Source organism: Pseudomonas sp. NPDC096917 (assembly GCF_044762555.1).
In the GTDB taxonomy this organism is placed as follows: domain Bacteria; phylum Pseudomonadota; class Gammaproteobacteria; order Pseudomonadales; family Pseudomonadaceae; genus Aquipseudomonas.
The window spans coordinates 251772-265082 of sequence record NZ_JBIWEO010000007.1 but is presented as its reverse complement, the minus strand read 5'-3'; the positions used below and the strand labels follow the sequence as shown (position 1 = coordinate 265082).

General features: G+C 54.3%; 9 protein-coding genes and 4 pseudogenes. 11 read left to right on the top strand and 2 right to left on the bottom strand.

What is annotated here, in order from left to right:
• The 11 genes and pseudogenes from ACIQYF_RS10955 to ACIQYF_RS10905 all read left to right on the top strand — a co-directional run.
• Positions 1-231 (top strand): annotated as a pseudogene (locus tag ACIQYF_RS10955) (type VI secretion system tip protein VgrG); the annotation flags it as partial.
• Complete coding sequence (locus ACIQYF_RS10950; RefSeq protein WP_402860779.1) at positions 221-964, top strand: DUF4123 domain-containing protein; 744 nt, start codon at positions 221-223, stop codon at positions 962-964. The pseudogene ACIQYF_RS10955 and the gene ACIQYF_RS10950, both read left to right, overlap by 11 nt.
• Positions 961-5823 (top strand): RHS repeat-associated core domain-containing protein, encoded by a 4863-nt coding sequence (locus ACIQYF_RS10945; RefSeq protein WP_402860776.1) that lies wholly within the window; start codon positions 961-963, stop codon positions 5821-5823. Before ACIQYF_RS10950 ends, ACIQYF_RS10945 begins: the two co-directional genes overlap by 4 nt.
• The gene (locus ACIQYF_RS10940) at positions 5820-6242 is read left to right on the top strand and encodes a hypothetical protein (RefSeq protein ID WP_402860773.1); all 423 of its coding nucleotides are present in this window, start codon (positions 5820-5822) and stop codon (positions 6240-6242) included. Before ACIQYF_RS10945 ends, ACIQYF_RS10940 begins: the two co-directional genes overlap by 4 nt.
• 93 nt (positions 6243-6335) lie before the next feature.
• Positions 6336-6760: pseudogene (locus ACIQYF_RS10935) on the top strand (RHS repeat domain-containing protein); the annotation flags it as partial.
• Between the two features lie 346 nt (positions 6761-7106).
• Positions 7107-7454, top strand: a complete 348-nt coding sequence (locus ACIQYF_RS10930; protein ID WP_402860770.1) for a hypothetical protein — start codon at positions 7107-7109, stop codon at positions 7452-7454.
• Positions 7455-8227: 773 nt separating this feature from the next.
• On the top strand, positions 8228-8368 hold the full coding sequence (locus ACIQYF_RS10925; protein ID WP_402860767.1) for a hypothetical protein: 141 nt from the start codon (positions 8228-8230) through the stop codon (positions 8366-8368).
• A 179-nt stretch (positions 8369-8547) separates the two neighbouring features.
• A pseudogene (locus ACIQYF_RS10920) lies at positions 8548-8966 on the top strand (RHS repeat domain-containing protein); the annotation flags it as partial.
• Positions 8967-9005: 39 nt separating this feature from the next.
• Positions 9006-9404, top strand: coding sequence for a hypothetical protein (locus ACIQYF_RS10915; RefSeq protein WP_402860764.1), 399 nt, complete (start codon positions 9006-9008; stop codon positions 9402-9404).
• 36 nt (positions 9405-9440) lie between these two features.
• Positions 9441-9818 carry a hypothetical protein gene (locus ACIQYF_RS10910; RefSeq protein WP_402860761.1) on the top strand — a complete coding sequence of 126 codons (378 nt, stop codon included), beginning with the start codon at positions 9441-9443 and terminating at the stop codon, positions 9816-9818.
• Between the two features lie 234 nt (positions 9819-10052).
• A pseudogene (locus ACIQYF_RS10905) lies at positions 10053-10301 on the top strand (hypothetical protein); the annotation flags it as partial.
• Positions 10302-10438: 137 nt separating this feature from the next.
• On the opposite strand, the gene ACIQYF_RS10900 reads toward ACIQYF_RS10905, so the two are convergent.
• Positions 10439-11782, bottom strand: coding sequence for an MFS transporter (locus ACIQYF_RS10900; protein WP_402860758.1), 1344 nt, complete (start codon positions 11780-11782; stop codon positions 10439-10441).
• A 91-nt stretch (positions 11783-11873) separates the two neighbouring features.
• Complete coding sequence (locus ACIQYF_RS10895; RefSeq protein WP_402860802.1) at positions 11874-13115, bottom strand: glutamine synthetase family protein; 1242 nt, start codon at positions 13113-13115, stop codon at positions 11874-11876.
• Between the last annotated feature and the right edge of the window lie 196 nt (positions 13116-13311).

Here is a 13311-nt window from a genome sequence, read left to right as displayed (position 1 = left end):
ACGGCCGGCGGCCAACACCTGCTCGTCAGTGCCGCCGGGATATACGTCAGTTCACCGATCTTGTTGGGAGGGGTGCCGGTGCCGGGGACTGCGGCACTGCCCGCCATCACCTCTGACGTTGCAGCGCTGACAGCTGCCGTACTCACCCCAAACCAAATCAACAGCCTCAAGCGCAACGCACCTTTCTGCGAAGAGTGCGAACAATGCAAAGGAGGTGTGTGTGACATCTGAATCCCTCACTGCCCAGCAATGGCTGGCAGATAACCCACTGCGTTGCGGCGAACACCTGTACGCCGTGATCAGCTGCGCCAGCGATGCCGACCCGCTCGCCGCCTACCGCCAACGGGGCGGAGTCGAGCCCCCCATCGCGCTGTGGGCCGAAACACCGTATGCCGATTGGCTGCCCGTCATGCCTTATTTGCTGAGCCTGACGCCGGACAGCGAATGTGTGCAGTGGGCCGCCGAAACCGACGCGCACGATTGGGGCTGGCTGGCCGTGTCGACCGCAGCCCCTGAACTCATCGCCTCACACCTGCGCGGCCTGACCCACGTCTTGATGCCCGCTGGCGTTGCCGTGTTTTTCCGCTTCTGGGATGGCCGCCACTGGCTGCCCATCCTCCAGCACCTAGGCCCTGCCGCTCGTGACGTTTTACCGGTGTTTGACCGCTATTGGGTCAACGGCCAGCCCGTGGCGGTGGGCCAGGGTGCGGCGCTGCCGGCTCAATCATTCCCTTGGTGGGAAGTTCCCAAAGACCTGCTCAACACCCTCGCCGAAAAGGATTCCAGCACCGTGATCGACAACTTGCTGCAGTGGCTGAAAGAAACTCAAACCGAGCTGTATTTCTCCCTGCCTGAGTCGGGCTTACGCCAGAAAGTCGAGCATTTCGTAACGCTTTCAGACTCAAACCAGGACGACGATAAGCAGCGTTTTATGACCTACCTGCAGCAGGAGCTCGGTCGATGAGTGCCACCCCCCCGACCGGGGGCAAAAGCATTCTGCCGGATGCGCCGACGATTGTGCTGCAACTCAACGACTGCCTGAAGGACTACCGCCAACAGACCGAAAAATTCTATGGCGGCATGCTCGATGTCGAGCAAAAGTTCAGTGCGGGTGAGAACACGATCACCCGCCCCATCAAGCGCAAGGGCCCGTCCAATAACTACGCACAATGCGCGGCAGACGGCACCTTAACGCTGGTTCACGCCTTTGAGTCCGCGCACTTTGTGCCCATTGGCAATACCCCGGTACGCCTTGTCCCCTTGCGTGCGCACCCCCTGAGTGGAAGAAACAAAGGCTTTGAAGAAGCCATCGATGCGCCTGAAATCAACACGTTCATTGATCAAAGCGGCCGCAAACTGCTGGAGGGCTGCAAGCCCAATCAGGAATACCGCGTTACGTTCTACCCCGACACAACCCCTCAGCAGATCGATGCGTACTTCAACTCTTATCAGGGCCTGCTCAACGAGCTAGGCAGTTGGCTGACAGCTCAATGGGAGACCGATTATTTACCGTTGTGGCAGGCGTATGAGCAAGCCAGCAGTCTAGGCCGTCTGTGGATGAATGTTGAGGCGATGATCCAGGGCGTTATCAACTCTTTGAGGAAGCTGTGGGAAAACATCGCCAAGCTGTTCGACATCGTGACCCACCCGAAGAAATACCTCGACAGACTCAGCACTCTTCTCAGCGCTGATCAACTCGAACAACTATTAAACGCTACCAAAGAGTCACTCAGCACCCTGTATTTGGTGGCCACTGACGAGCCGCTGCTATGGGCGTATTCCTCAGCGCTTGTTGCGTGGCTCAAGCTACTGCCGCCACCCACCCTTAGCGAAATAGTCGGGTGCTTAGGCAGTGAAGTACTGATAGACATCGGCATCTGCGTAATCCTGGCTGGCGGCTTGGGCTTGGCTGTAAAAGTCGTCACAAAGGCCGTTGATGGCGTGGTGACAACAGCCAAGTCCACGCAGTTGCTGGATGCATTTATCGACATGCTGATGCGCACCAGCAAAGCCCGCTCGACGCCCCACGCTGAAACCAGCAAACCCATACTGTTACAGGGTGAAGGCGTTTTTAATTCGGCGAAAAAGGGCCCAATTGAGGCCTCTCATCCAGAGAATGGAGCGGTCACAGAATCCATCTCCGACGCCACATTCGCCGTGCGCGCAAAACCTCAAAGCTACACCGAACTGAAGCAAGTCCAGCACGTCGACGACGCCCCCGTTCAATCCAAAACCCCCAACGACCAACCCGCAGAGCCCGCCAAGGACACCCAAACCAACGGTTGCCCGGTCTCAATGGTCACCGGCGAAGAACTGCTGACCCTGACCGATGGCGTGCTCGACGGCGTATTACCGCTTGAGTGGACCCGTCTGTACCGCACCAGCGCGGTCGAAATAAACGGCGACTTGGGATTCGGTTGGAGCCACACCCTCTCTCATCGCCTGCAACGCGATGGCGACGAACTGCTGTGGACCGATCACGAAAACCGTCAGACCCGCTTTCCGCAACCCAGCGCCCAACGCCCGGCCATCACCAACAGCCTCGCCAAGGCCGCGATTTACCTGGGCGACAAAGACAACGAATTGATCCTCGCGCAAGCCGGGAAGAACAGCCGCTTCTACCACTTCAACGACCTGCAACTGTCCGCCATCAGCGACGCCTACGGCAATCGCCTGAAAATCACCTACCTCGACGGGCGCCTGCACCGCATCGACAACGGCGCACATCGAGCCTTGCTGTTGCGTTATGCCCATGGGCGCCTCTGTGCGGTGGACTACCAGCAATACGATGAAAGCCGCGAATTTGCGGAGCGCTCAAACACCCACTACGCCACACATCGCGAACACCTTGAGCGCTGGACCACCCTGCACACACAGGTCACCTACCGCTACAACGACGCCGGCCAATTGATCAGCGCCAGCAATGCGCTGCAAGAAACCGAGCACTACCGCTACGACGACCAGCACGTCATTCAAGAACGCCAACTGGCGGGTGGCGCGGCGTTTTACTGGCAATGGCAACACGCAGGCAAACAAGCGCGCTGCATCCGTCACTGGGCCAACTTCGGGCAGATGGACGCCACCTACGAATGGGATGACAACGGTTCGGTCACGGTCAAAAACCGCGACGGCAGCCAGCAAGTGTATGTGCACGACGACAACGCCCGGCTGATCAGCCAAACCGACCCGGACGGCGCCGAACACCAAAAAGCCTACGACGACAAAGGCCGCCTGATCGCCGAAAAAGACCCGCTCGGCGCCGTCACCGAATACCAGTACAACGAAGCTGGGCAACTCACCGCGCTCATTCCGCCCGCTGACGAGCCGACCTTCTACCGCTACTTCAACGGCCACGTGCGCACCGTGCAACGTGGCCTGGCGATCTGGAAATACGAGCGCAACGCCCAAGGTGACATCACTCGCCAGACCGACCCGGACGGCCATGTCACCCACTACAAATACACGGCCAAAGGCCAACTGAGCGGCCTGTACTACCCGGACGGCAGCCAGCACACCCTGACCTGGAACCCCCTCGGGCAATTGCTCGACGAAACCCTGCCGGATGGCACACAACGCCGTTATCGCTACGACGCCCAGGGTCGCAAAATCACCCAGCAGGACGAGCGCGGCGCCATCACCCAGTACCAATGGGACGCCGCCAACCGCCTGATCCAAACCACCTTGCCCGGCGGCAAAACCCGGGCCTGGAGCTACAACGCCTACGGCAAAGTCACCGCCGCGCGCGACGAGCGCGGCCACATCACCCGCTACGAATACGCCGACAACCTGCACCTGATCAGCCGCCGCATCAACCCAGACGGCAGCCAGCTCAACTACCGCTACGACAACGCCCGCCTGCTGCTGACCGGCATCGAAAACGAGCGCCACGAACACTACCAGTTGGAGTACCACCCCAACGGCCTGATCCGTCAGGAAATCGGCTTCGACGGCCGCAAAACCGCCTACGCCTACGACCTCAATGGCCACCTGCTGGAAAAGACCGAATACCCGGATGCAGTACACCCCGATGCAGAACCGCTAATAACCGCTTACCAGCGCGACGCGGCCGGGCGCCTGCTGATCAAAACCCTGCCCGACGGCAGCGAAATCACCTACACCTACGACACCCTGGGCCGCCTCACCGCCGTCGATGACGGTAAATGGCCATTGGCCTACGAATACGACCTGCAAGACCGCCTCATCAGCGAACATCAGGGCTGGGCCACCCTGCGCTACCAATACGACACACTCGGCCAACTCAGCGACTGCCGCCTGCCTGACGGCAACCGCCTGCACTACCACTACCAAAAAGGCGGCGCCCTCAAAGCCATCGACCTCAATGGCCAGCGCCTCACCGGCCACCGCTTTGCCGGCGGCCTTGAAACACTCCGTCAACAAGGCTCATTGGTCAGCCACTACCAATACGACGAACAAGGCCGACTGCAAGACCACGCCGTCAGCCAACTCAATGCCCGTGGCAACATCGACGGCGACCCGCTGTACCGCCGCCACTACCGATACGACGCCAACGGCAACCTCAGCCTGCTCAGCGACAGCCGCAAAGGGCAAAAAAGCTACGCCTACGACCCGCTCGACCGCCTGATTGAAGTGCGCGGTCAACACCCCGAACACTTCATCCACGACCCCGCGGGCAACCTGCTCGACCAAAGCACCGAATTCCAACGACACGGCAGCTACGCCAACATCAAAGGCAACCGCCTGTTGATGCAGGGCGACAGCCACTTCGACTACGACGCCTACGGCAACCTCAGCCAGGAACGACGCGGCACAGGCCAACGCCTGACCCGCGACTACCGCTACGACGGGCAACACCGGCTGATCGGCATCACCCTGCCAGACGGCAGCCAAGTGGCCTACCGCTACGACGCCTTTGGCCGACGCATCGCCAAAGAAGTCGACGGCACCACCACCCAATTCATCTGGCAAGGCGAACGCCTGATCGCCGAAAGCGCCCAACAAAAGGGCCTACGCGGCATCAGCCACTACAGCAGCTACTTATACGAGCCGGGCACCTTCAAACCCCTGGCCCTGCTACAAGGCGAAGGCAAAGGCGCAGAGGTCTACCACTACCAACTCGACCACCTCGGCACCCCACAAGAACTCACCACCCACAGCGGCCAAATCGTCTGGTCGGCGCACTACCGCGCCTACGGCAACGTACTCAAACTCGACAAAGCCGAAATCAGCAACCCGCTGCGCTTTCAGGGCCAGTACTACGACGAAGAGAGCGGACTACACTACAACCGCCATCGCTACTACAATCCCAACACCGGCCGCTACCTCACCCCCGACCCGATCAAACTGGCCGGTGGACTGAACAGCTACCAGTACGTGCCCAACCCCACGGGGTGGGTGGATCCGTTGGGGTTGAGTTGTGTTGAGGGGGATTGTCCTTCTGATGAAAAACCTGATGAAATTTCCCGAGCAGTTGCTTATGAAAACTTGCCGCACTTACCTGCTGCCGAAGAGGGGTATGTATACCGAGGAATTCATAAAGGGCATCCAGCAGAGAATGAAGCGTTACAGGGAAGAGTCACGCCCGGAAATATGAACGGAGAGATAACTCCTCAGGAACACAATTACGGAGGGGAGTCGGCCAATAGTGCATACACCTCATGGACAAGATCCCCTGAAATTGCTAAAACCTTTGCTAAAAAGGATGGGCTAATTCTTAGAATAAAGCCTAGCCCCCCATCAGATAACTCAACATGGTCGTGGCAGTACTCTGATGACGAATGGAATGAACAAGAAGTTTTATTAAAAGGCCCACGCACAGAAGGCATACAGGTGTTCAAACCATGAATATATTCGAGTTTATTGACAAAAACTTCCACCTAGCTAAAAACTCATTAATCTCACTCAGAAAAGCTGAAAGCCTAATCAATGAAGACATTGAATTTAAAAATGAGCACACTGTAAAAAAAACCTGCGCTGCTTATATTGACGAGATAGAAATACACCACAATATAGCAACTTCAGCCTGCGCGGAAATATCAGGATTTGAAGAACTCATATCTACGCTAAAACTCCAATCTCTAGACAAAGAAATTTTCATGCGATTTATAAATAGCACCAACTGGAGTGGATACGTCTATTTTGATGAGTCAAATAATTTTTTAGGCTATTTAATTGGTAGAAAAAAAAACATAGGGTGGAGCACTCCCCCAAATTGGGATGGGACAGAGAAAATGCTTGAAGAATACAATACTAAAAAATATTAAATGGACAAATTAAATAACTTTAGTTAGCTCTTTAAAAATATGAAACCCATGCAAGCCATAACCCTTCATGGTCGTGAGCTTTAGCCCGGCATCAGCCACTACAGCAGCTACTTATACGAGCCGGGCACCTTCAAACCCCTAGCTCTGCTACAAGGCGAAGGCAAAAACGCACAGGTCTACCACTACCAACTCGACCACCTCGGCACCCCACAAGAACTCACCACCCAAAGCGGCCAAATCGTCTGGCCGGCGCACTACCGCGCCTACGGCAACGTACTCAAACTCGACAAAGCCGAAATCACCCACCCGCTGCGCTTTCAGGGCCAGTACTACGACGAAGAGAGCGGACTGCACTACAACCGCCATCGCTACTACAATCCCAACACCGGCCGCTACCTGACCCCCGACCCGATCAAACTGGCCGGTGGACTGAACAGCTACCAGTACGTCCCCAACCCCACGGGGTGGTGGATCCGTTGGGGTTGAGTTGTGTTGAGGGGGGTTGTCCGGGGCAAGAAAACCTTGATATCGCACCTGGCAAGTTTGATTATTTATTTGGTCGAGTTGCTAGTAATCCTCATAATGCAGCACGCTCAAACCAACTCGCGCTTGAAATGAAACGACTCGGAGTTCCAGACAGTCCTGCCGGACACCAAATGCTGACTGATCACCTGGCAATTTCTGCAAAAACCGAGAACAATGTGTTAGATAAGTTCACCAATCAGCATGGAACCTTCGAAGTAAAAGAATCTTTTTTTATTGGACCTTCAGGTAAGGCAGTTGTTTTTCAGAGTACTTTCTTAGTACTAAATAATGGTAGATCTAAACTCAGCACACTGATACCGCGCCATTAAGGAGAAAATAATGATATTTCCAAAAAATTACGAATTCATGGAGACTTTTGGCATCGAGCCTATAGAAGAGGACTCAAGCATTAGCTTATGCAGATATATTAAGAAAGCTAAAAACAATGAGCTTGAAATAGATATCTCATTTAGTGCTACGATGAAGTCCTTCCAAGTCGTATTAAGACTTTCAGGCCAAGAAATTTCGACAATCTCCTCTGAGTGTGTTCACTCAATTAAAATAGTGAGCGACAACTTAGGAGCAGGTTTGCATGTTGTCTTTGATATATCTGGTACCATTTCTGAGGCGAGAGTTATGCTGGAACCAGATATTGGTTTCCGATGGTGGACATTAAGCGATGCATGAACCTGATCATTATTAACAGAGGTAGACTATTACAGACCTCATTATTTTAAACTCTTATAGCGCAAAAGTCCGTAATTTAGGCTATTACGACAAAATACTAAAACCAAGTATGAGCTGGGTTTGATTCGCTGCGCCGAGTTGCTGAAAAAAGCTGGATATGAAGGATTTTAAATGGCTAAGAAGGTAAAGTTGGGCGACATTTTGCAGGTATTAACCTCGCAGGGTGTCGCATATGCGCAAGTTACTCATAAGCATCCGAAATTTGGTTTTTTAATTCGTATTCTCCCTGGACTCCATAATGAATAACCAAAAGATTTCTCGGTTGTAGTTGATGGTGAACCACTATTTTCCGCATTGTTTATTGTTCAAAGTGCGGTAAATCAAGGCCTTCTATCCGTTGTGGCAAATGTTCCGGTTCCCGAAAGGTTACAAGTGTTTCCTACGTTCCGCTCCAGGAATGGCGGGCCGGGAGGCTCTATTTGGCTGTGGAGTGGAAGCGAAGCACTTCGGCTGGAGAGAGATATTAGCTCGGAAGAGCTGAAGCATTCCACAAGAGGAATTATAAGTGCGCCGTTACTTGTTGAGCGCATTGAAAATAATTACAGAGCGGAGACCCATGAGGTCTGGTGAACTGTAGAAATTTTTCGTCTTGATCTTGTTCCACAGATACCGGCCTCGCGCCGATGTTGTTTTATCCGTCAAGCTGTTACTTCCTTTCGGCTATCCGGCTGCTACCGAACTGCTACTTGTAGCGATTTAATTGGGGATTTTTCATGAAGGAAAAAACTGTAACCAAGGAATCAATACTGCGGCTAGAGGTGGCTTTTGGTCTTGGCAAAGACAGAGCAATCGACAACCAAGAGCACCGCGAAGTTATTTTTAATTTTTCATGGAGTATTAGAGCAAAGAGCTGAAACATTTATACCCCTCACACACAAGACAATTAAAAAAACAATTTTTTGGTTTTAAAAAAACATCCATCATACTTAAATCAGTCGCTTCATACGCTCTTTAACATTCAGACCGATGTAATCTAAAGCTGGTTGTGCTTATTTGAAATACACCTACGAAAGCCTTTGTTCGACGCTTCGCCACCCAATTCATCTGGCAAGGCGAACGCCTGATCGCCGAAAGTGCCCAACAAAAGGGCCTACGCGGCATCAGCCACTACAGCAGCTACTTATACGAGCCGGGCACCTTCAAACCCCTGGCCCTGCTACAAGGCGAAGGCAAAAGCGCAGAGGTCTACCACTACCAACTCGACCACCTCGGCACCCCACAAGAACTCACCACCCACAGCGGCCAAATCGTCTGGTCGGCGCACTACCGCGCCTACGGCAACGTACTCAAACTCGACAAAGCCGAAATCACCCACCCGCTGCGCTTTCAGGGCCAGTACTACGACGAAGAGAGCGGACTACACTACAACCGCCATCGCTACTACAATCCCAACACAGGCCGCTACCTGCCCCCGACCCGATCAAACTGGCCGGTGGACTGAACAGCTACCAGTAAGTGCCCAACCCCACGGGGTGGGTGGATCCGTTGGGGGTGAGTTCGTGTCCTGGGGAGGATGCATGTAAAGCTGGTGAAGGTGCTGTAGATCCGACAGCTATAGCAAAAGTTAATCATGGAGAGCCTGGTGCATCTAACTCTCCAGTTAGAGCTAATAATTTTGCGTCCAAAGAGAGATTGCTAGAGCATTATGATAAACATGGAGGCGAGTTCAATTCAAAGAGTAGTGATGACTATCTCGCTACGGCCAGATATGTTGTGACTAATGGAATTAAAGCAGAATACCTTTACAGAGAAAAGTTAACAACCGGCTATATCGCGCTTATGGGCACTAGCAGCAGAGGACAGGCAAAGTTTGCATTTACCGGAACCAACAACAGACAGGAAACAACAACGCCACACACAAAGAGCGGAAAGATTTTTGGAAACCTATAAACAACGACCCGTCAGACAAAACTATCAGACCCACAAATGAATAACATAAAAAAAGCGAAACTCATAAAATTAAATACAACCATAGAAGAAGAGGTGACTTTATTAGTGGAAGGCGAAGTGATCGAATGCTTTGCAAGTTTCTGCCCTTACAATCTCGAGGTTGGGAAAATTTACGAAGTTGAGCTTTCGCTAAATCTACCTCAAGACTATAAGATTAAAAAAATCGAACCTACAGAGGTCCGTGCAATTAAAAAAGGACGTGGCTTTGCATATTATCTTTACGGAAACCTGGAAGATGAAAAATTTCAAACATTCACAACTTTATTCGATGAAAATATACACTACGAGCATCCAGACTTAAATAATCATTTTATTTGCCTAGAAGTTGAAAGGATTGATGCGAGTTTCTGTTAACTCCCAACCAGATTATGCTAAAGAAAAATATAGACTAATCACTGTATATTGAGAAAGCCGCACTAAAATAGCGAGGTAATCCTACGATCAAAAATACGCCTACTGCCAAGATACTTATTTATTAAAAAAACGCTTCAATGCAGCCTGTCTGCGCGTTCATTAAAAACGCGATTAATTAGTTAGACCAGTTTTGTATTCTTTAATATTTTATTGGTCAATTTCAAAAATCGTAAGGGCAACCTCAGCCTGCTCAGCGACAGCCGCAAAGGGCAAAAAAGCTACGCCTACGACCCGCTCGACCGCCTGACCGAAGTGCGCGGTCAACACCCCGAACACTTCATCCACGACCCCGCGGGCAACCTGCTCGACCAAAGCACCGAGCTCCAATGACACGGCAGCTACGCCAACCTCAAAGGCAACCGCCTGTTGATGCAGGGCGACAGCCACTTCGACTACGACGCCTACGAACGACGCAGCACAGGCCATTAAGCAGGCTTACTGAGAGGCTTGGCATCAAGGGCAACAGTGCTTCGTGCTGCGTCCATTGCAAGTCATCAGCCTAGAACCGACACCTCGAAACACGAGTCTGTAGAGGCTCAACCGCAGGCACCCGGTAATCCCTACATCTTGACGTCCGGTTCCGGCCCGCCCATTTCGGGCGTTATCTCAGGCTCAACATCAGCCTCCCCCACCACCTCAACCCCATCCACCATCTGATCCTGCACCACTTGCTCATCCACACGCGGGTCAAGCGCGGCGACCAATGGTGAGCTGGACATGCTGTCGGGCATGGCGACGTGGTGCAGCGGTGCGTCGTCGACCTGGTGCAGGTTGGTGACGGCGTTCGGGCGGATGCGCCACACCAGGATCAGGCTGGTGACGCTGAAGAATGCATAGAGCATTTGGCTGCCCAGTACTTTCATCAGTACCCCGGCCAACAGGGGCCCGACGCTCGCGCCAATGCCGTAGGTCACAAGCAGCATGGCGGTCAGCGAGACTCGGCGTTCGCTTTCGATGTGGTCGTTGGCAAAGGCCACGGCCAGCGGGTAGATGCAGAATTGCAGCAGCGCGCACAAGAAGCCGGCCACGAACAGCACTTCGACAGGCACGTCGGGAAAGATCGCCAGCGGTAGGGCTGCCACGCCCAGCAACAGGGCGAAGATGCGGATCAACAGCGGTCGGTCATAGCGGTCTGACAGCCAGCCCAGCGGCCATTGCGAGACTAAACCGGCGAAGATGCAGCAGCCCATGTACAGACCCACCTGTTCGGTCGATAGCCCTTGTTGCGATGCGTAAAGCGGTGCCAGGCCGTAGAACGAACCGATCAGCAAGCCTGCGCCCATCACGGCGATCAGTGACTGCGGGACGCGCTTGATGAAGAATTTCGGGTCCATCGGTGCAGGCCGCAATGGCGCCGGGTGGATGCGTCGGGTCATGGCGACCGGTACCAGGCACAGGGCGAAGCATATAGCCACCAGCATCAACAGTTCAGGCCCCAATTCAGGGTGGATGACCAGAATCAGTTGCCCGAGCATCAGCCCCAGATAAGAAGCAATCATGTACAGGCTAAACACCACGCCGCGCTGTTTAGCGTCGGCCTGCTCATTGAGCCAACTCTCGATGACCATGTACTGGCACATCATGCCGAGGCCGACGATCAGACGCAGCAGCAGCCATGCCGGTAGCCAGTCGGTCAGGCCGTGGCACAGCACCGCCGCCCCGACGATCCCGGCGCAGGTCGCGTAAGCCCGTATATGCCCGACTCGGGCTATGAGTCGGTGCCCCAGTTTGCCGCCCAGCACCAGACCACAGTAGTTGGCAGCCATCAGGGCACCAATCCATAACCCGTCGACATTGTCAGCCGCCAGGCGCAAGGCGAGGTAGGTGCTCAACAGACCCGAGCCGATCAGCATCATCAGCGAGGCAAAATATAACGCTCGAAAAGACTTCCAGATTTGGTGCATTGGCTTCCCGTGCGGCTCCTTGTGCAGACCATCAACGACCTCGAGGTCGCCAACTGTTACGGTTCAAACGGGCATGTGCCCGTCTAAACAATTAAGCCTGAGCCGCCAGAACGCGACGTTCCCAGGGGGTTATTTCGTCGTGAAAGCTGGTCAGTTCCAGGGTCTTGGACGCAATGTATCCTTCGATGAACTCATGGCCGAACAGTTCCTTTGCTAACTCACTGCGTTTGAGACGTTCAAGGGCAGCATGCAAGGTACATGGCAGAGACAAAGCTTCTGGCACTTGGAACTCACCCTGAATCGCATCGGTGGGTTCGAGCCGGTGTTCGATGCCGTGCAGGCCGGCTGCCAGGCTCGCCGCAATGGCCAGATAAGGGTTGGCATCAGCACCTGGCAAACGGTTTTCGACCCGTCGTGCGACGGGGGCGCTGGCCGGGATTCGCAATCCGGCGCTGCGATTATCAAGCGACCAGCAGGCGTTGTTCGGTGATGCAAACGGGTGGTACAGCCGTTGGTAAGAGTTGACGTTGGGTGCAAACAGCGCCGTGAAGTCCGCCATGCACGCCTGTTGCCCACCTATAAAGTGGCGGAAGGTAGCCGTGGGTTGCCCCGCCTCATCGCTGAATACGTTACGCCCGCTGCCCGTCTCGACCACGCTTTGGTGAATATGCATCGAGCTGCCCGCCGTGTGTGCCAAGGGCTTGGCCATGCACACCACGATCAGGCCGTGCTTGAGCGCGACTTCTTTAAGCAAGTGTTTAAACAGCAGGGTTTGATCAGCGAGCAACAGCGGGTCACCGTGCAGCAGGTTGATCTCGAACTGGCTGACGCCCATCTCATGCATGAAGGTGTCACGCGGCAAGCCCAGTGCGGCCATGCACGCATACACCTCATTGAAGAACGGCCGCAGGCCGTTATTGGAGCTGATGCTGAACGCCGACATACCGTCTTCGCAGCGACCGTCCAGCCCGACCGGCGGGCGGAACGCTTGAGTCGGGTCAGGGTTGGCCGCAAACACAAAAAACTCAAGCTCGGTGGCCACCACGGGCGCCAGGCCAAGGGCGGCGTAACGGGCGATCACCGCTTTCAACTGGCCACGGGTCGAGAGCCGTGAACGGGCGCCCGTGAGTTCAACCGCGTCGCAAATGGCCAGTGCCCGTGGCGTCTGGCTCCACGGCAAGCGGTGGATCTGCGCAGGGTCTGGAATCAAGGCAAGGTCGCTGTCGTCGCTGCCGTAGAAACGTGCCGCAGGGTAGCCACCCATGATGCATTGCAGCATGACGCCTCGGGCCATTTGCAGGCGCCGTCCTTCGAGCAATCCTGCTGCGGTCATTACCTTGCCACGCGGCACGCCATTCAGATCCGGGGTCACACATTCAATCTCATCAATGCCCGCCAATCGCTGTGCGAGTGAGTCGTGGCCATCGGTCGTCATGACGCTTTCCTTATTGTTGTACAAACCGCGAACGGCAATGCGCACAAAATACGCATCCACTGTTCGTGAATTCAAGCGAGCCACGCATAAATCA

Coding starts and splice junctions, on each gene's coding strand:
- ACIQYF_RS10945 (WP_402860776.1), top strand. CDS start 961: ATGAGTGCCACCCCCCCGACCGGGGGCAAAAGCATTCTGCCGGATGCG.
- ACIQYF_RS10940 (WP_402860773.1), top strand. CDS start 5,820: ATGAATATATTCGAGTTTATTGACAAAAACTTCCACCTAGCTAAAAAC.
- ACIQYF_RS10930 (WP_402860770.1), top strand. CDS start 7,107: ATGATATTTCCAAAAAATTACGAATTCATGGAGACTTTTGGCATCGAG.
- ACIQYF_RS10925 (WP_402860767.1), top strand. CDS start 8,228: ATGAAGGAAAAAACTGTAACCAAGGAATCAATACTGCGGCTAGAGGTG.
- ACIQYF_RS10910 (WP_402860761.1), top strand. CDS start 9,441: ATGAATAACATAAAAAAAGCGAAACTCATAAAATTAAATACAACCATA.
- ACIQYF_RS10900 (WP_402860758.1), bottom strand. CDS start 11,782: ATGCACCAAATCTGGAAGTCTTTTCGAGCGTTATATTTTGCCTCGCTG.
- ACIQYF_RS10895 (WP_402860802.1), bottom strand. CDS start 13,115: ATGACCGCAGCAGGATTGCTCGAAGGACGGCGCCTGCAAATGGCCCGA.